Genomic DNA, 17,747 nt, shown 5'->3' with positions numbered 1-17,747 from the left:
TCCATGTAATATTTGCGCTTGTTAGGTTTTTAGTTATTAATTTCTATCAAATTCAGCTTACCTTTGCAAAGGCTAAACTAATGTTTTTGGCGTTGTTAAATTTTCATTTAAAATCATCCCATCTATGAAAAAATTATTTCTCTTTCTTCTGCCAATGGCCATGGCATTTTATGCAAAGAGCCAAACGCTGGTATTAGCTAAAGATGCTGCTCAATATATCGGTAAAAATGTAACCATTTGTGATTCGGTATATAGTGCAAAGGCTTTAGATAAATTAACGCTAATTAATTTAGGCGGTGCTTATCCAAAAGAACTGCTCACAGTAGTCATCAATAAAGAAGATGAGCGTAAATTCCCTTCAGAACCTTCAAGCATGTTTATGGGAAATAAAATTTGTGTTACTGGAATTATATCAGAATTTAAAGGTAAAAAACAAATTTTAGTTACCGATCCGAAACAGATTGTTGTAAAATAAACAGCTTAATCATCAAGCTGTGGTATTACTGCCGCTTTAGCCGCCTCTATATAAAGCAAAACCTGATTAACGCAGGCAGTTAAACATTCTTTGACCTCGTGTTCCCAAAACCGCATTACGGTATAACCATTAGCATGAAGCTGTTGGTTAATATATTTGTCGCGTTGTATATTTCGTTCAATCTTTGGAATCCAAAAACCAGCATTTGTTTTTAAGGTTGATTTCTTTTCATCCCATTTATATCCGTGCCAAAAATCGCCATCTACAAATATGGCGAGCCTGTACTTATTAATGACCAGATCTGGTTTGCCGGGGAAATTTTTGGGATGGATTCTGAACCTCAATTGTTTAGCCCAAAGCGCCTTACGAAGTTTCAGCTCAGGCTGGCTATTTTTTGCCCTAATTTTAGACATGTTCATACTTCGTTCTGTAGTAGTGTAAAAACCAGCACTTTCTTCGAAGCGGGGAACTTTAATATCTTCCTCTTTATATGGCTTAGGCTCCATACTTAAGAAAACCATTAATAGATGTAAATTGTTTAAAAATTGGATGGTAGAAACGGGCAATACCGATCAACCTAAGCACCTCCTAATTTAAAGGAGGTAAGCTTCGGCTGGAGCGAGCGTTAATACAAAAAGTATAATTTATGAGTAAATTGTAGAATGAGTGCTCCTTCAGTTGGCAGGAAATTAATCCTGCCAACCTCGTAAGCATAGATATCCTTATTATCTGCCCCGAAGATTAAAAATCATTTCAATATATCATAACGAATTATACAGATAGGCATATTTCCTTGATGAATCGTTTTATTTCCTTGATGAATATTTTGGTCTTGTAGTTTTTCTTATACTAAAAATTTAATAATCAGATAAGGTAACCCTAGAGCTACGGCACCCCCATAGATAATATCAAGCCAAAAGAAAGATCCCAAAGCACCCGCGTATATAAAACCGACTATAGGGGTTACCACAATTTTAGACAACCAGGAAGTAGTTTTCGATTTTACAACTGCATTCCACAAGCTGTTTGCATCACCTGTGCTTGGAAATGCATGTGCACCGATCGAAATGGCCAGATACATCAGTAAATAATCTAAAACGTTGGCCGAATCGAATTTAAACTGCAGAGAAGCTGAAAAACCAATGATAAAACACAAAAGCGAGTTAACAATAAAAGGTCCTACAGAAATAAGTACCGTTTGATAAACCTTTGTTGCGGGCTCGTGTAAAACATAACCTACAGGATTTTCGGGTCTAAAATAACAAACTTCAAAGACGGGAACCTTAAATAACCTGCAAAAAAGCTGGTGGGCAAGTTCGTGTACAATTACACCTGGAAAAGTAACGATACTGATTAATATACCTGGAACAAACATGATTGATCTTCTAATTACCTATAAATTTCTGAACCTAAAATAATGGGTGATAAACGTTTCGATATGGTACTATCGCCCGAGTGAGTTTCGTGGGTCTTTATTTTGGCCAAACTCGCCAGGCTTTCTTTTTTCCTACCGGCAAAATAGTCTACCATTGCCATAGCTTCAATAGCACTGTCATTTTCAGGATCGAGGGCCAGGGCCTTTGAAGCAAAAACGGCAGCTGCTCTATCATGTTTTCGCTTAAGTTCAATCCTTGCTTTTTGCGATAAAATATAAATATCTTCGGCGTTAAATGCCAATAATCGATCGCAAAGGGCCAAAGCTTCATCATATTTGGCTGTATTTCTTTTAACAGCAGTTTTCAAACACAAAGCTTGATAAAAATTAGGATCAGTCGCCAAAACCTTGTTCACAATTCCATCTACCCGATCATAATCTTTTGTCTCGAATAAAAAATTGGCAATATGCGTTTTTAATACAATTTCGTCGGTACTATCTACCAGTGCGGATAATTTTTCTTTATCCTTTGCAGCCGCAACAATACGTTTATACATCAACGTATCCTTGGGAAACGATTGGGCAATATATTCAGAGGCCGCATTTACCGTTTTCAATAAAGTTTCATCCTCTGTTTTAATATCAGCTACTTTGTCAAAAGCAATCTGGTAGGCTTCAAAATCAAAATTATAAGCACTTGCAACCATCATGTAAGCATTGGCATTAAAGTCTTTCGGGAACTTATTCAACACTAAATTCAACTCTCGTTGTGCTGTTACAAAATGTTTTTGATCAATTGCGTTCTCCGCTTTACCTAAGTGGACTGCAGCTGAGATATATTGTTGTGTACGCACCAAACTGATCACCATCACCACTAAGATGCCGAGTGCAAAAAATTTAATCCATTTGGGTATAGGATACTTGATTAAACTTTTTCGGCAATCAGAACATAAATTAATGGGATAACTAGGCTCGTATACGTTTACCTGACAGCTTGCACACAGACTTTCGTTAAAATGGCTTTCTGGCGCACCTTCTGTAAAATGATTTTCCTGCATGTGAGATTCGTTAAAGCAATAAAGATAATATTTTTTAACAATTTCGGCTATTAAGTGTATCTAATTTAAAAAGCTTGGATTTTTTTATTTCTATTGACATAAAATCCCTAGTTTTAACTTTCCATCAACCTACACACATGCTTTTAAAACGGAATACACTAATTTTTATACTCTTTGTACTCATTGCTGCTTTTACTTATCTAAGTTTTTTTATTGCGCAGCACCCCATACTTGAATTTGACATTAAAACTTCGTTATTTATTCAACGATACCATGCAGATTGGTTAGATAAATTAATGTTGGCTATCAGTTTTTTTGGCGAACTCCCCTATTCTTTACTTTCGGTAGTAGTAGTGGCGATTATATTTTATCAGCAGAAATATAAACGCGAGGGACTATTTATTTCTTCAGTTTTACTATCAGGATTAATTATTCTGGGTATAAAAAATATAATTAACCGTCCACGCCCTACTGCATTTTACGTACGGCTGGTGGAAGTAAACCGGTTTCAAAGCTATCCCAGCGGGCACGTACTTTCTTATACACTCTTTTTTGGGTTCTTAATTATTTTGATGACTACTTTGAAAGATGTGTCCAGGCTAACTAGAAATCTAGTGACTTATTTATCAGCATTTTTGATAATTACCATTGCGCCATCCAGAATTTACCTGGGTGCACATTGGTTTACCGATACGGTTGGAGGTTTTCTGTTAGGCTTAATCTGCCTTTTCCCACTTTGCTATTTTTACTTTAAAAAGAAAACGAACTAATTCTTTTCGTCTAGTTTTTCTTTCCTTCTGATTCTGCTTAAAGTTTCAATTCGCATCCCCAGATAGCTCGCCAAAAATTTTAGTGGAACCCTAGACTTTATGGTAGGATATCCGATTTTAAACTGTTTGTACCTCATTTCGGCCGTAGGGATTCGCGACAAAATAGATCGCTCTTGCGACATATGGTAATTTATAGCCAATAATTTTCTGGCTAAAATATTGGTTTCAGGAAATTGTGTGTACATATCGTCAATAAAACGATACGGGAGTATAAGCAGTTCTGAGTCTTCCAGCGCCTGATATTGTTCCTGATAAGTCGGGATAAGCGTCCCAGGGTTCCGAATACTCCCGATCAGGTGGTTTTCATCCGCTAACCAGGCGGTAATATCTTTTCCTTCATCCAGTACAAAAGCCCGCATCAATCCCTTAACAATAAAGAACAAACCATCGCCACCAATATTGCTAAGGTTAGACAAAACCTCATTCTTACGCACAGACATTTTGAATGTTCCCTCCTTTACCCGCTCAATTATTTCTTTTCCTAATGGCTGCAGTTCACTTAAATATTTGAGAAGAGGATCAATTTCAGAATGTAAAGTGGTCATAATATTTATCCCCGATTTTAAAACTATATAAGTTATTACTTGAATATCGGATTTCCAAATATAAAAACGAGTATTACAGCCCAAAAATTACAGTTGTGTATAATTTATTTTTCGCATGATCCGTTTTTGATACCACTTTAAGGAACAAATTATTCATTAAATTTTAGTTTTGATCACTATATTTTAACTAAATCATAAAAAAAATCTGATAATTTTGCCGCCATGACGAATAATAAACCCAAAGCTTTTCTTTTTGATCTTAATGGAACCATGATTGACGATATGGCTTTCCATAATCAGGCCTGGCATAACATACTTACAAAAGATTTAGGAGCTAATATTAGCTTCGATGCGGTTAAAAAACAGATGTATGGAAAAAACCAAGATCTGTTAGAACGTGTTTTTGGCATTGGTCACTTCTCTCAAGAACAGATTGATCAGATTTCTATCGAAAAAGAACACAGATATCAAGCAGCTTATAAAAAACATTTAACATTAATAGCTGGCTTAGGCGATTTTTTAGAAAAGGCAAAACAATCACACATTCAAATGGCTATTGGATCGGCAGCTATTCCCTTCAATATCAATTTTGTACTTGATAATTTAAACATTCGCTCATTTTTTAAAGCCATTGTAAGCGCGGAAGATGTGGTAAATAGTAAACCAGATCCAGAAACCTTTAGTAAAGGAGCTGAAATTTTAGGCGTTGCAGCCAGCGAATGTATAGTTTTTGAAGATGCACCAAAAGGTGTTGAAGCAGCGCAAAATGCCGGGATGAAATGTATTGTACTCACCACTATGCACAACAAAGAAGAATTTGCAGCTTACCATAACATTATTTCTTTTATAGAAGATTATACAGATCCTGTTTTACAAGAACTTTTCTAAAATAAATACGGTCTGCATTTCTGCAGACCATATTATTTTATCATTGTTGGGATGTAGCAATCGCCAAAACGATTATTTGGTAAATTTATATACAGAGCTTGTTTTATACACCTGTCCGGGTTTTAATACCGTTGATGGAAAAGCGGGTTGATTTGGTGAATCAGGAAAATGTTGTGTTTCTAATGCAAATGCTGTTCTAAAATCATCTTTAACACCAGTTTTAAAGGTATTTTTACTTTGCATAAAGTTGCCGCTATAAAATTGCAGGCCCGGTTCCTGTGTATAAATATCCATCACTATTCCCGATTTATTTCCTTTAACAGTAGCCGCGTGAAACATGCCCATCGCTTTGGTTTTATTTAGCACGTAGTTATGATCATAACCTTTACCGAAGGTTAACTGTTGGTTTTTATCGTTTATCCGTGCACCAATAGTAGTTGCAGTGGTGAAATCGAATGGGGTTCCCTTAACCTTTTCAATTTTTCCCGTCGGAATCAAAGTAGAATCAACAGGTGTGTATTCATCTGCATAAATCTGTACCTCGTGGTTCAAAATCTCACCGCTTCCTTCCCCATTTAAATTAAAAAATGCATGGTTTGTTAAATTTACAACTGTGGTTTTATCGGTTTTAGCCTCGTAATCCATTTTCAATTCATTATCATCTGTTAGCGTGTAAGTTACCTTAACAGCTAAATTACCAGGGAAATTTTCATCGCCATCTTTTGATAAATAATGAAGTACTAAAGTATTGGCATTGGGCTGACTGGCATCCCAAACCACGTATTGGTAACCTTTTTTTCCGCCATGAAGCGTATTCTGTCCGTTATTGGTAAATAACGAATAGGCTTTACCTTCAAGTGTAAACTTACCCTTTGCTATGCGGTTGCCATATCGGCCAATCGTTGCGCCAAAATAAGGTTCGGTTGATTTTTCATAATCATTAATGCTTTTGAAACCCACTACCACATCAATTAACTTACCATCTTTATTTGGTACCAGTAAGCTAACCAGGCGCCCACCATAATTAGTAAAAATGGCTTCCGCATTATTCTTATTCTTTAAAGTATATAATGCTGTTGGTTTACCATCAATCTCCTTTTTAAAAGAATCGGCAAGAAGTTTTACAACGGCTACTGAGTCGTTTTGTAAGCTATCTGCTGATGAAGATTTTTTGGTTCCGGATTGGCACGATGCAAAGCCAATAGCAGCTAGCATAGCCAGGCTTGTTAATGATTGTAGTTTCATAAAATGGAATACTTGGTTGAGATTTTAAATTATGGTTTTAATTTTAAGTATATCACTTAATTTTACAAATAAAACGATTTAGAAGTAAGTAAAAGCATATCTTAAAAATAATTTATTTTAAAAATCAGCAATGATACAATTTGTAGAAGTAATGACAACAAAATGTAGAATGATTAAAATTTTTGATTTATTTTAGTCCTCTTCCCAAATCTCAGGATCTTTTTAAAAGATGAGCTAAATATTAGCTATTGAGACAAGTTCAGCATAAAGATTGTTATGCAGCTTAACTGAACTTTCGGCATTTTGTTTATTAGAAGAAGATAATATTAATCAATAATCGATTAAAATCCGCTAAAACTGATTATTATTGCGGCAATCAAATTCCAAATATGAATCAAATCATTTCAACAGATCGTTACAACAAAATGCTATATCGCCGATGTGGAAACAGTGGCATAAAATTATCCGCAATATCGTTGGGTTTATGGCATAATTTCGGGTATGTAAACGTTTTTGAAAATAGCAAAAACTTAATTTATACCGCTTTTAACAGTGGAATTACGCATTTCGATTTGGCAAACAATTATGGCCCGCCCCCTGGTTCGGCTGAAGAAGTTTTTGGAAAAATCCTTCATGAAGATTTTAAGGGCTACCGTGATGAAATGATTATTTCAAGCAAAGCGGGGTATACGATGTGGGATGGGCCCTATGGCGATTGGGGTTCGAAAAAATACCTAGTTTCTAGTTTAGACCAGAGCTTAAAACGTATGAAACTGGATTATGTTGATATTTTTTACCACCACCGCCCAGATCCCGAAACCCCACTTGAGGAAACTATGGGAGCTTTGAGTCTCTTGGTTCAACAGGGAAAGGCTTTGTATGTTGGTATTTCGAATTATAAAGCCGAAGAAGCAGCAAAAGCGATCGAAATTCTAAAAGATAACGGTACGCCGTGTTTAATCCATCAGCCAAAATATTCGATGTTTGAACGTTGGGTTGAAAATGGCTTACTTGATGTTTTGAAACAAAATGGTGTGGGTTGTATTCCATTTTCGCCATTGGCGCAAGGTTTACTTACCGATAAATATTTACATGGTATTCCTTCCGATTCGAGAGTAGCTACAAGTGGTGTTTTTTTGAAAGAAAGCAATATTACACCAGAGAAGTTAGCTGTAATTGCCAAACTAAATGATGTTGCCAAATCTCGTGGACAAAAATTAGCGCACATGGCTTTATCCTGGATATTGAAAGACGATAGAATTACAACAGTACTGATAGGAGCCAGTAAACCAGAGCAGATTACTGATTCAATTAAAGCTTTAGATAACATCGGATTTAGTGATACTGAAGTAAAACTGATTGATGAAATTTTAAGTTAAAAATCAGCCCGAATTTGCACCACAGTGTGCAAAAAGAACTCCTTTGGAGGAGAAATCTTTGAACAATCCAATAAACATGATTCAAAGATTTCTCCATTTCGCTTTGCTCCCAGTCGAAATGACGATTCATCTCAATTTGTCACCCTATTATTTGTTTTTTCTTAAACGAGTCGAAACCTCAACAGCAATTAATCATGCGAGAATAGGCTTTTGCTTTGAAATTAGGGCTTTATAGGGAGCGAAAAGTGAAAGGTAGAACCAGCGCCATAATTACTCTCTGCCCAAATTTTACCGTGGTGCAAGTTTATAATCTCTGCGCTGAGGTATAAGCCTATCCCAAAACCCGAAATGGTTTTAGTTTGCTGGTTTTCTACACGGTAAAACCGATCAAAAAGTTTTTCCATATCATGCGCCTGGATGCCAATGCCATGATCGCTTACAGAAACATACACTTCATTTCCTCTGGTTACCGATTTAACCAAAACAGTGCTGCTCCAATCTGAATATTTTACAGCGTTGCTAATCAAATTTGAAATAACAGAACTAATTTTATCTTTATCTGCATGGATTAATTTAGGCTCCCCCTCTACAAAAGTAATCTGATTAGTGGAGTGAATCAATCTCAAATCTTCTACAACCTCACTAATAACTTTATCGAGGTCAAAATGAGATAGATTCAAGTGTATCTTTCCCGATTCTAAACGCGATACATTTAAAAAAGAGCCAATAATTGAGCTCATTTTCCGAATCTGTTTTTGAACTTTATCTAAGGTATTTACTACAAAAGGATCGCTTAAACGTCGATTCTGCATCAATTGAACGTAAGCACTAATAGAAGTTAAGGGTGTTTTCAACTCATGGCTTACCATACTGATAAAATCATTCTTTTGTTGTTCTTCCTTTACACCGATTAAGATCTGTTCCTGATCAAGTGCTTCTCTTTGTAGTTCAGTTTCTTTAATGGCTTTTTTCGCGTTTACCATATCGGTAACATCGCTGGCGGTATGAAGAATACAATAAGGTATTCCAGATTCATCTTTAATGGCCCGGTATTCATAGGCATAATAAGCGGTTTGTAACTTCCCATCCCTTATAGTTTCAGCCGGAATGGCATTACCTTTATCTGTAATGCCTGTTAGCAACACATTTTTCAGCATACTAATAAAAGGCTGTCCCTTTAACTCGGGCACAGCATCTTCTAAAGGTTTTCCGATAATGGAACGGTCTTTACCCCAAAAAGCAATCATGGCATCGTTGGCCATTTCGATTACAATTTGTTCTGAACTGTATATTGCTGTCGCATCTTTTGATAAGGAAAGAACCCCTAAAAGTTGATTATTACTTAAAACCTTTGAATAACTTCCCATTTGCATTTTAAAAATTAAAACCAGACTACGCTGATATTTTGATAAAATTAATTTATACTAAGTATCATACAAGCTGGCCTTGGCAAATGTTTGCTTAGTCTGTTAAATTATTAAATTTATCGTACAACCGTATTTTCTGTTTAAAGATTGTTGCGGCCTGTGTACATACTCCATTGCTCCATCAACAAATGAATGTAGCCACCTTTTACATGTGCAAATCTTATTTAGAATAAATAAAAATAATTTTGTTATTACGGTGCAAAAACACTTCCTTTGCGCCAAATAAGAATTAATCTAAATAAATATGAATAAAAAATTTACTTTTCTCTTAAATTTTATAGCTTTTTTTCTGTTTTTAACAGGAAGTACCCTGGCACAAAATAAAAATGGATCAGTTTCTGGCTCGATTAAAACGAGTGACGGCAATCCTGCCAGTTATGTAAGTGTTGGTTTAAAAAACACTGGCAAAACAACGCAAACTGACGAGAAAGGTAATTTCACGATTAAAAATGTAACTCCTGGTACTTATACAATCAAAACATCTGCTGTTGGTGTTTCTGCTCAGGAAAAATCGGTTACAGTGGTTGCAGGTGAAACTGTAAGTGCTGATTTCACTATTGCTGAATCTTTATCGCAATTAGACGAAGTAGCCATTAACGGTTATAAAACCCCTAACAGAAAGCCAGCCAACTTAGGTAAAATTGCGATTGCTCCTATGGACCTTCCGCAGGCAGTACAAATAATAGGAAATCAAGTAATTACCGACCAACAAGCCAATCGCTTAAGTGATGTGCTTAAAAATGTAAACGGTGTAGCTTTTGCCGAAAATCGTGGCTCAGTAAGTGGTGAAACTTTTTTTGCTCGTGGTTATAATTTAGGAGCCAACAACGTTTTCAAAAATGGATCACGCGCTACAAGTGGTGGTATGCCTGAAACTAGTACTTTAGAATCGGTTGAGATTTTAAAAGGAAGTGCGGCATTGCTTTATGGTGGTGTAAGTGGTGGAGCCGTAGTAAATTTGGTTACAAAAAAACCTAAATTCGAAAATGGTGGCGAAGTATCAATGCGCACAGGCAGTTATGGCATGTATAAACCAACAGCCGACATTTATGGTCCAATTACAAAGAACCTTGCTTTCCGTTTAATCGGAACCTACGAAGATGCTGCAAGTTTCAGAAACAGTGTAACTTCTGATAGGGTTTACATAAACCCATCTTTGCTTTATAAAATTGGCGAGAAAACAGATATCTTGCTACAGGGTGATTATTTAAAAAGCAATATGACACCAGATTTTGGCGTTGGCACTGTAGAAAACCAGATTGCTGATATCGGCCGTAAGGCCTTTGTAAATGCACCTTGGGCTTATAACAAAACGAATACCGCTACTTCACAATTAAGCGTTAACCACAAATTTAACGATAACTGGAAATTAAATGTATTGGCCAACGTGCAATCTTACAACCGTAATTATTTTAGCGCAGAACGTCCATTTGCAGATACCAAAATAGCAAATCCACTTCCATATGGTTTTGCCTTACGTAACATTACCCGCTCTAAAACAAAAGAATTTACATATAACGAGCAGATTAACTTAAACGGATATTTCAAAACAGGAAGTATAAGTCACATCCTATTAGTTGGTGCTGATGCTGATCAATCTCGTACCACTAGTGGTGGATTTACTTATGGCAATAATAACGCAACCACTTTTAACTATGGTACCGTAAACCTACTTGATCCATCAACTTATTTCGGCTCGGGCATTGAACCTAATGTGAACGTTGTTTCTGAAGTTTTTGCGCCATTATACCGGATGGGTACCTTTGTTCAAGATTTAATTTCGATTACTGATAAATTTAAAGTACTTGCAGGCATTCGCTATACTTTCCAGAAAACACCAAGAACAGTTACCACAAACCTAGCTACAGGTGTACAAACCTTAAGTGTTAATAGTTTGGATAAATCGAAAGTAGAAAGTGCTTTTACTCCTAAATTTGGATTGATCTACCAACCATTAAAAACAACATCGATTTATGCCAGCTATTCGAGCAATTTTGTTCAGAATACCGGAACTGATATAAATTTAGCCCCATTAGATCCATCAACATTGCAGCAGTACGAGGCTGGAGTTAAAAATGATTTATTTAAAGGCAGATTATCGGTTAACTTAACTTGGTACAGAATTGCGAATGATAAATTTGCGCAGCAGGCACTTATCAATGCCCAAGGAGCACCAAATGGCGATACGAATATTAAAGAGCTTAATGGAAAATCACTAAGTGATGGTTTAGAGCTTGATATTACTGGTACAATTGTAAAGGGCTTAAACTTTATTGCTGGTTATAGTTATAACTTTATCCGTTATACAGAAACCCGTGACAGAACAGTTTTAAAAGTGGCTGCACCAACACAGGTTGATCCTAATGCAACTAAAGACGTTATCGTAGGTGGTATAATAGAAGGGCAAAGATTAGTTGGTTCTACGAAAAATACGGCCAATGGCACCTTATTTTATACTTTTCAGGAAGGAAGCGTTAAAGGCCTGAAGCTTGGTGCCTCGGCTTACTATACTGGAGCACGTAACGGCGGTTATAACGACACTAAAATTCAAGCCTATAGCAGATTAATTCCGTTAAGCGCATTTACTACATTTGATGTCTCTGCCGGTTATAATTGGAAAAAACTTTCGTTATTGGCCAAAGTTTCCAATATTACTAATGAGTTAAACTATTTCGTACACGAAAACTACAGTGTAAATCCCATTGCTCCACGCCTGTTTGTAACCACATTATCTTATAAATTCTAATGATAAGAATTGCTTAAACAAAAAGCTCCATATTGTTAATTTGGAGCTTTTTGTTTTTTATAAAATAGGGAATCGCCCATACATCGTCCATCACCGCCCTTTGTTTTCTTAGCAAGAATGATGGCAGCGTTGTTTAGGGCGACAAAGGAACTAAAGGATAATTAGGATAGTTCCCGATTTAAATAATTTAAAGTAATAGTGAAATTCGCCATGACGATTAATTTTCTCGATTTCACATACTTTACCCGATTTACCATATTCATCAGACAATAAATCACCAATTTTAATATTGTCTAACTGATTTACGTTAAGCGATGCTCTTTTAATTAATGTAGCTGTTTTTTCCATAAGGTTGCGGTTTAGCGTATTTACGTAAAAATAAACATTTTTGTTTTGTAGTACTATAAATTACATATTAATAAGTATCAAATATACAAAATTGTAGTGTTAATTAGCAACAAGTAATTCAATAAATTCGACTTATGAATAAAATTCATTTATTCCAGTAAAAAATTACATCATGGTCTGGTAAAATAGTAACCTATCATCTGCTCCCTAAATAATGATTTAAGTAAGAACAATTGTTTTACATATGGTTATGAAATTAAATTGACTAATAGATTTAACAAAAGTTTAAAATAACATCAATATAAATTCGATTTATTGAAATAAGCCATAAAAAGAAATACCCCCGATTTTTGTCGGAGGTATTTCTTTTATTCTGCGTCGTAAATTATAACTTTTTCGAAGTAGACCCTGAATTTATCCAAGAAAGATTTGTGCAAAGGATGTACCTGATAAATGTCGTGTGCGGCCAAGTCTTCAAAAAATAAAAGAAGACTAAAGGTATAAGTGGTATCTACAACAGCACGCTCAATCGGCGCTGGTACGCCAATATGAAAATTTTTCACAACTTCAATATTTTCTAATGTTTGTAAGCTGTTGCGGAAAGCAACTTTCTGCTCATCGGTGGTGTCGGCTTTTAGCCAGAATAAAACGTGGTGCGCAATCATTTTTTAATTTTTTCCAAATATAATGAATTAGGAAAGGATCATAAGCTTTATCCAAAAACACTTTTAGCTTTATCTATAGCCTTTATTAAATCGATTCCCTTGCCTAAGACACCTTTAAACAGATCTCCTTCAACTTTTAAGCGATCTATGGCATTAAAAATATTGAAATCTTTCATTTTTAAACCAGGCTTAACTTCATCCCAATGTAGGGGCATTGATACGGTTGCACCAATTTTTGGCCGTAGCGAATAAGGTCCGGCTATGGTTGCCCCTGGCCTATTCTGTAAAAAATCGAGGTACATCTTTCCTTTTCTGGCGGCTACCATGCGTTCGAGTGACGTATATTCAGGTATTTGATTGTGCACCAGGTTAACTACTATTTTGGCAAACATCTGGCTTTGCTCATAATTATATTTGGCATTTAAAGGAATGTAAATATGCATTCCGGTTGAGCCTGATGTTTTACAATAACTGGGAACATTTATGGCATCTAATACTTTTTTAGTTTCGAGCGCAGCTTTAACCACCTGGTCGAATGTATGTTTATCAGGATCTAAATCAATTACGCAATAATCGGGATTATCGGGGTTTTGTACCCGGCTAAACCAAGGATTCATTTCTATACAACCTAAACTGGCCATCCAGAGTAATGAAGCTTCATCCGTCCCAACCAGGTATTCTTTTTTTTCACCCTCACCATTTTCATAGGGAAAAGTTTCGGCCCAATCTGGTGCTTTTCCTTTTACATCTTTTTGATAAAAACTAGGGCCATATATTCCGCCGGGAAAGCGGTTAAGCGATTGCGGACGGTCTTTCAGGTAAGGTAAAATATATTCGGCAACCTGATAATAGTAGTTGAACATATCTCTTTTGGTTACTTTATCTTCGGGCCAATAAATTTTACTCAAGTTGGTAAATTTAAGCTCATGACCTTTAATTTTCCTTACCTGCGTTTCATCTTTCGGGTTCAATAAAGTTTTAGGTTCTTTACCTTCCGGTGCTTTTATTGCCTGTGCATGTGGATTTTGCGCTTTAACATCGTCAACGATTTTTTCTATTGGCATTTCCACTTCTCTAACAACTTCTTTAGCTCTTTTATCTTCACGCATGCCCTGAAAAGAAGGGTGACGAAAAACGCCATCACTAGTCACTTCAGCAAAAGCAACTTCGCATACCAATTCTGGCTTTAACCAGGTTGCTTTTGCCTTTGGCGGATTTGGCCTGAAGCGCGAAGGTTTATTTACGTCTGGTATACTTTCGAAGGGGCTTTTATCTACAATAATAGGCTTAAACTGCTCCATCATTGTTTTTTGAAGTTTATCTGAGAATCCTGTACCTACTTTGCCCACATATTGTAACTTTTCCTTTTCGTATACCCCCAAAAGCAAAGAGCTGAAAGGTTTCGTAGTATCAGCATTTTTGGTAAAACCAGCAATTACGACCTCTTGCCGCTTCTGTACTTTAATTTTAAGCCACTCTTTTGATCTATAATTTACGGTATAGGTGCTATCTATTTTTTTTGCAATAATCCCCTCCAGTCCCATCCTTTCGGCTGCATCAAAAAAATCGACACCACTTGCTTTGAAAACTTTCCCTAAGCGTACCCGGTCATCACCAATTGGCAGAACTTCATTTAATATGGCTTGACGCTGATAAAGCGGAAGCTCCATTAGGTTCTTACCTTCATACCAAAGGATATCGAACACATAAAAAACGAGTTCTCCATCTGCTTCGCTTCTCCAATTCTGCAGTGAGCCAAAATTAGATATACCTTTGTTATTTAACACTAAAATCTCACCATCAAATACTGCATTTATTTTCCAATCCAAAAGCAGGTCGTAAATGGGATAAAATTTTTCGTTAAAGGACTTATTATTTCTTGATAACAAGTCAACCTTTCCTTTATTGATAAATGCAAGCGCCCGATAACCATCCCATTTTACTTCATATTGCCAATTTGGATCGTCGAAAGGTTCTTCGACCAGGGTGGCCAACATGGGTTTTATATCCTTTGGAATAGCAGTTTTGGGTACTTTTTTTAATATATTCTTTACATCTACCGTTATTTCATCGCCTACAGGCTTAATCTCCTTCTTTGCTTTTTGCGTTAGGCTTTTTTTTTCAGTTTTTGAGTCCTGCTCTTTTCCTTCCTTCCAAACCTTATCGGATGTTTTTTCCATGTTTTCGATAGTTTTTCCAGAAAGCACAGACTTATCTTCTTTGGTAATGTCTTCTGCAGATGCGTAATTGTCTTTATGTTTGATTAACAGCCAGCCATTTTCACCCATACCATGTGTTTTAACAAGAGCAAACTCGCCATGCAGCTTTTCTCCGTTTAACTTGATTTTTAAAGAACCATCTTTTAATTGGTTTAATAAATGTTTTTCCTGCGCTTTTTTACCTTTAATCTCTTCTATAGGCTCATAAGTTCCTTCATCCCATACAATCACGGTTCCGCCACCATATTCGCCCTGTGGGATAATGCCTTCAAAATCTTTGTAATCGTACGGATGATCTTCTACCATCATAGCTAAGCGTTTGGTTTTAGGATCGGTTGATGGCCCTTTCGGTACGGCCCAGCTTTTTAGAACGCCTTCCATTTCGAGTCTGAAATCGTAATGCAACCTCGAAGCATCGTGTTTTTGGATTACAAAATGTAATTTATTCCGATCGCTGCTTTTACCCGATTTCGGTTCGGTAGTTTTTGAGAAATCGCGTTTGGAAACATACTTTTTCAAACTCATAATCGATATTTTACTTTTTTAAATAATCTTCAACTGCATCGGCCGAAGTGCCTACCGTATCTACTGCTGCTTTTAGTTTGTCTTTACTCACACCAAATTTGTTAGACCAATAATCTAGCTCATAACCTTCGTTAATGTTGATCCTTGTGCGATCAGCACCACCTTTTTTTCGTTTATCATCCATAACTATTTTGATTAGATGATTATAAAACAGCCTGATAACAAAAAAGGTTTTAACATCCGTTTTTCAAACGGGCGTTAAAACCTTTAAAAAATGAAATTTTAAAACTTAATCTATTAGCGCAGTGACCATATCTGGTTCTGTTTCTTCAGCATAGTCGAACCTATTATTGGTGGCAATATAAATAACCCTTAACCATACCAGGAAATAAGGCAAACTGATGATAGCCAAAGACAGCGGGTGTGATTTGGCAAAGACTGGAAACAATAACAGTGGGAAATTACAGGTAATTAAAAGTAAAATCGGCAATAATACCTTTTTCATAGCTTGGTTACTTTCTTTCACATACCAAACACCTACCCCCACAATAGAGATAATAAATGTACAGTCTTCCGCTCCTGTGCTGAATAATATCGGAAAAATCAATACCGATGGTAGGATCATTAATTGGAATCTGCGTTTTTTGAAACGGGATACATTTATAAATGGCAACATAAATAACATAGCACCAAGGATTAGAAATAGAGAATTCGGTATCTTCTTCTCATCAAACAGCTCCCTAAAGAAACCCATTATGGAAATATCGATCCCTCCACCCAGCACGTTGACCATATTTTTACCTACTAAAGAATTTTTCCAATCAACATAACAGTGCACCACGTAATCAGGAGAAGCAATAAGCATGGGCAGTAAGAATAATACCACAGACCACAAAATCAGCCATAGTATAAACACTGGCTTTTTTTTCACAAAAAAGAAGAAAACCAAGCCAACAATACCATAAAGTTTAATAAACGTACCCAGTACGATACAAAGCGCAGCCCATATCCCTTTATCTTTATTTATTAGCGTATAACTCAATATCATCAATGCTCCCGCACCTGCATTAAACTGCTGATTAAGCATCGATTCTATTAAACAGGGTATGGCGATATAACCGATAGCTACCTTTTCTTCTTTACTTAAAGGCAAAGTTTGAACAGCTTTAAAAAGCAGGCAACAATTAAATAAATTCCAAAATAACAAGCCAACCCAGTTATGCATTATGGCAAACGGTGCAATTAAAACACTAAAAACAGGTCCATAGTGATTGGCATCATCGTGATAAGCAGGGTACAGTGCATAAAGAGATTTTTCGTGAAGAAGGTTCCTGAAAGTATTCTCAAAAATGAGGTAGTTATTATACCGATGTGTTGCCCAAGAATCGATTACAAAAATAAGTGTTATCAATATCCAAAGAAATAAAACAAAACGGTTATCCTGGTAAAATTTCGGGCGTTGAGACAGATCTATGGTTTTGGTTTGAAAACGATTCAGCATTTGTAAAAATTACATTACAATACAATAATAAAAATGCTAATCGACATTTCCTAATATTTTGTAATGAAAATACTACTCTTTTTGGGGATAATTTCTAAACATTAAGAAAACTTAAATTTAGCAACTAAATGCCTTTTAAACTACAGTTTACCCCGTTAAAAACCAATTATGACTAAACCTAAGTTTATTATTATTTTTATAATCTACTTTTTTTGAGAATTTACTGACAAAACCAGAAAACCAAAATGGATAAATTCTGTTTCTATGAATATTACTAACCAAAATTTATAAAAATGGAATATCAACTTCATTCGATGAATGCGAGAAAAGAATTTATCGACATTGCAGATGAACAAGACCGCAATTATTGGGCTGCCAGATTAGGCATAAGTACAGAAACACTTAAATCAGCTGTAAAAGCGCTGCATAGCATGGAATTTTCCAAACTGAAGGAACATTTTATGATGGAAAAAGTTAAATCTGGAAGTACTTATCAAAGGTTTGTGAATCAACAACAATGA

At 35.9% G+C, this 17,747-nt stretch carries 17 protein-coding genes; 6 read left to right on the top strand and 11 right to left on the bottom strand.

The window, feature by feature from the left end:
* The first annotated feature begins 124 nt into the window (after positions 1-124).
* On the top strand, positions 125-475 hold the full coding sequence (locus HDC90_RS13040) for a hypothetical protein (protein WP_184467002.1): 351 nt from the start codon (positions 125-127) through the stop codon (positions 473-475).
* A 5-nt stretch (positions 476-480) separates the two neighbouring features.
* Here HDC90_RS13040 and HDC90_RS13035 read toward each other — a convergent pair whose 3' ends face one another.
* From HDC90_RS13035 to HDC90_RS13025, 3 genes are all read right to left on the bottom strand, one after another.
* Complete coding sequence (locus HDC90_RS13035) at positions 481-996, bottom strand: very short patch repair endonuclease (protein ID WP_255497636.1); 516 nt, start codon at positions 994-996, stop codon at positions 481-483.
* 323 nt (positions 997-1,319) lie between these two features.
* Positions 1,320-1,850, bottom strand: a complete 531-nt coding sequence (locus HDC90_RS13030) for a metalloprotease family protein (protein WP_221451846.1) — start codon at positions 1,848-1,850, stop codon at positions 1,320-1,322.
* A gap of 14 nt (positions 1,851-1,864) precedes the next feature.
* On the bottom strand, positions 1,865-2,908 hold the full coding sequence (locus HDC90_RS13025; protein ID WP_184467000.1) for a hypothetical protein: 1,044 nt from the start codon (positions 2,906-2,908) through the stop codon (positions 1,865-1,867).
* Between the two features lie 137 nt (positions 2,909-3,045).
* Between HDC90_RS13025 and HDC90_RS13020 the strand changes: the two genes are divergently transcribed.
* Positions 3,046-3,678 (top strand): phosphatase PAP2 family protein, encoded by a 633-nt coding sequence (locus HDC90_RS13020; RefSeq protein WP_184466998.1) that lies wholly within the window; start codon positions 3,046-3,048, stop codon positions 3,676-3,678.
* Here the strand turns inward: HDC90_RS13020 and HDC90_RS13015 are convergent.
* Positions 3,675-4,283 carry a Crp/Fnr family transcriptional regulator gene (locus HDC90_RS13015; protein ID WP_184466996.1) on the bottom strand — a complete coding sequence of 203 codons (609 nt, stop codon included), beginning with the start codon at positions 4,281-4,283 and terminating at the stop codon, positions 3,675-3,677. The genes HDC90_RS13020 and HDC90_RS13015 overlap by 4 nt on opposite strands.
* 222 nt (positions 4,284-4,505) lie before the next feature.
* On the opposite strand from HDC90_RS13015, the gene HDC90_RS13010 reads away from it, so the two are divergent.
* A complete protein-coding gene (locus HDC90_RS13010) occupies positions 4,506-5,171 on the top strand; it encodes an HAD family phosphatase (protein ID WP_184466994.1) in 666 nt (221 codons plus the stop codon).
* A 72-nt stretch (positions 5,172-5,243) separates the two neighbouring features.
* Here HDC90_RS13010 and HDC90_RS13005 read toward each other — a convergent pair whose 3' ends face one another.
* Positions 5,244-6,416, bottom strand: a complete 1,173-nt coding sequence (locus HDC90_RS13005; protein ID WP_184466992.1) for an aldose epimerase family protein — start codon at positions 6,414-6,416, stop codon at positions 5,244-5,246.
* Positions 6,417-6,805: 389 nt separating this feature from the next.
* Between HDC90_RS13005 and mgrA the strand changes: the two genes are divergently transcribed.
* Positions 6,806-7,795 (top strand): L-glyceraldehyde 3-phosphate reductase, encoded by a 990-nt coding sequence (gene mgrA / locus HDC90_RS13000; RefSeq protein WP_184466990.1) that lies wholly within the window; start codon positions 6,806-6,808, stop codon positions 7,793-7,795.
* Positions 7,796-8,016: 221 nt separating this feature from the next.
* Here the strand turns inward: mgrA and HDC90_RS12995 are convergent, their stop codons facing one another.
* Complete coding sequence (locus HDC90_RS12995) at positions 8,017-9,162, bottom strand: PAS domain-containing sensor histidine kinase (protein ID WP_184466988.1); 1,146 nt, start codon at positions 9,160-9,162, stop codon at positions 8,017-8,019.
* Positions 9,163-9,466: 304 nt separating this feature from the next.
* On the opposite strand from HDC90_RS12995, the gene HDC90_RS12990 reads away from it, so the two are divergent.
* Positions 9,467-11,968, top strand: coding sequence for a TonB-dependent receptor (locus HDC90_RS12990; protein ID WP_184466986.1), 2,502 nt, complete (start codon positions 9,467-9,469; stop codon positions 11,966-11,968).
* A gap of 150 nt (positions 11,969-12,118) precedes the next feature.
* Here the strand turns inward: HDC90_RS12990 and HDC90_RS12985 are convergent, their stop codons facing one another.
* The 5 genes from HDC90_RS12985 to HDC90_RS12965 all read right to left on the bottom strand — a co-directional run bounded on the left by HDC90_RS12985 (position 12,119) and on the right by HDC90_RS12965 (position 17,226).
* On the bottom strand, positions 12,119-12,316 hold the full coding sequence (locus HDC90_RS12985; protein WP_116252648.1) for a hypothetical protein: 198 nt from the start codon (positions 12,314-12,316) through the stop codon (positions 12,119-12,121).
* A gap of 368 nt (positions 12,317-12,684) precedes the next feature.
* Positions 12,685-12,981, bottom strand: a complete 297-nt coding sequence (locus HDC90_RS12980) for a Dabb family protein (RefSeq protein ID WP_184466984.1) — start codon at positions 12,979-12,981, stop codon at positions 12,685-12,687.
* Positions 12,982-13,028: 47 nt separating this feature from the next.
* Complete coding sequence (ligD, locus tag HDC90_RS12975) at positions 13,029-15,725, bottom strand: DNA ligase D (protein ID WP_184466982.1); 2,697 nt, start codon at positions 15,723-15,725, stop codon at positions 13,029-13,031.
* A 10-nt stretch (positions 15,726-15,735) separates the two neighbouring features.
* Positions 15,736-15,909: a DUF3606 domain-containing protein gene (locus tag HDC90_RS12970; RefSeq protein WP_184466980.1), complete on the bottom strand. Its 174-nt coding sequence runs from the start codon at positions 15,907-15,909 to the stop codon at positions 15,736-15,738.
* 105 nt (positions 15,910-16,014) lie between these two features.
* Entirely contained in the window at positions 16,015-17,226 is a 1,212-nt protein-coding gene (locus HDC90_RS12965) for a glycosyltransferase family 87 protein (RefSeq protein ID WP_184466978.1), read from the bottom strand.
* Between the two features lie 293 nt (positions 17,227-17,519).
* Between HDC90_RS12965 and HDC90_RS12960 the strand changes: the two genes are divergently transcribed.
* A complete protein-coding gene (locus HDC90_RS12960) occupies positions 17,520-17,747 on the top strand; it encodes a DUF3606 domain-containing protein (protein WP_184466976.1) in 228 nt (75 codons plus the stop codon).

Origin of the sequence: Pedobacter sp. AK013 (assembly GCF_014205835.1) — a bacterium.
Lineage (GTDB): Bacteria > Bacteroidota > Bacteroidia > Sphingobacteriales > Sphingobacteriaceae > Pedobacter.
This window is presented reverse-complemented; position numbering and strand designations above follow the sequence as displayed.

What these genes read in the sequence shown, in the direction of transcription:
- HDC90_RS13040 (WP_184467002.1), top strand. Translation starts at nt 125, where the DNA reads ATGAAAAAATTATTTCTCTTTCTTCTGCCAATGGCCATGGCATTTTAT.
- HDC90_RS13035 (WP_255497636.1), bottom strand. Translation starts at nt 996, where the DNA reads ATGGTTTTCTTAAGTATGGAGCCTAAGCCATATAAAGAGGAAGATATT.
- HDC90_RS13030 (WP_221451846.1), bottom strand. Translation starts at nt 1,850, where the DNA reads ATGTTTGTTCCAGGTATATTAATCAGTATCGTTACTTTTCCAGGTGTA.
- HDC90_RS13025 (WP_184467000.1), bottom strand. Translation starts at nt 2,908, where the DNA reads ATGCAGGAAAATCATTTTACAGAAGGTGCGCCAGAAAGCCATTTTAAC.
- HDC90_RS13020 (WP_184466998.1), top strand. Translation starts at nt 3,046, where the DNA reads ATGCTTTTAAAACGGAATACACTAATTTTTATACTCTTTGTACTCATT.
- HDC90_RS13015 (WP_184466996.1), bottom strand. Translation starts at nt 4,283, where the DNA reads ATGACCACTTTACATTCTGAAATTGATCCTCTTCTCAAATATTTAAGT.
- HDC90_RS13010 (WP_184466994.1), top strand. Translation starts at nt 4,506, where the DNA reads ATGACGAATAATAAACCCAAAGCTTTTCTTTTTGATCTTAATGGAACC.
- HDC90_RS13005 (WP_184466992.1), bottom strand. Translation starts at nt 6,416, where the DNA reads ATGAAACTACAATCATTAACAAGCCTGGCTATGCTAGCTGCTATTGGC.
- mgrA (WP_184466990.1), top strand. Translation starts at nt 6,806, where the DNA reads ATGAATCAAATCATTTCAACAGATCGTTACAACAAAATGCTATATCGC.
- HDC90_RS12995 (WP_184466988.1), bottom strand. Translation starts at nt 9,162, where the DNA reads ATGGGAAGTTATTCAAAGGTTTTAAGTAATAATCAACTTTTAGGGGTT.
- HDC90_RS12990 (WP_184466986.1), top strand. Translation starts at nt 9,467, where the DNA reads ATGAATAAAAAATTTACTTTTCTCTTAAATTTTATAGCTTTTTTTCTG.
- HDC90_RS12985 (WP_116252648.1), bottom strand. Translation starts at nt 12,316, where the DNA reads ATGGAAAAAACAGCTACATTAATTAAAAGAGCATCGCTTAACGTAAAT.
- HDC90_RS12980 (WP_184466984.1), bottom strand. Translation starts at nt 12,981, where the DNA reads ATGATTGCGCACCACGTTTTATTCTGGCTAAAAGCCGACACCACCGAT.
- ligD (WP_184466982.1), bottom strand. Translation starts at nt 15,725, where the DNA reads ATGAGTTTGAAAAAGTATGTTTCCAAACGCGATTTCTCAAAAACTACC.
- HDC90_RS12970 (WP_184466980.1), bottom strand. Translation starts at nt 15,909, where the DNA reads ATGGATGATAAACGAAAAAAAGGTGGTGCTGATCGCACAAGGATCAAC.
- HDC90_RS12965 (WP_184466978.1), bottom strand. Translation starts at nt 17,226, where the DNA reads ATGCTGAATCGTTTTCAAACCAAAACCATAGATCTGTCTCAACGCCCG.
- HDC90_RS12960 (WP_184466976.1), top strand. Translation starts at nt 17,520, where the DNA reads ATGGAATATCAACTTCATTCGATGAATGCGAGAAAAGAATTTATCGAC.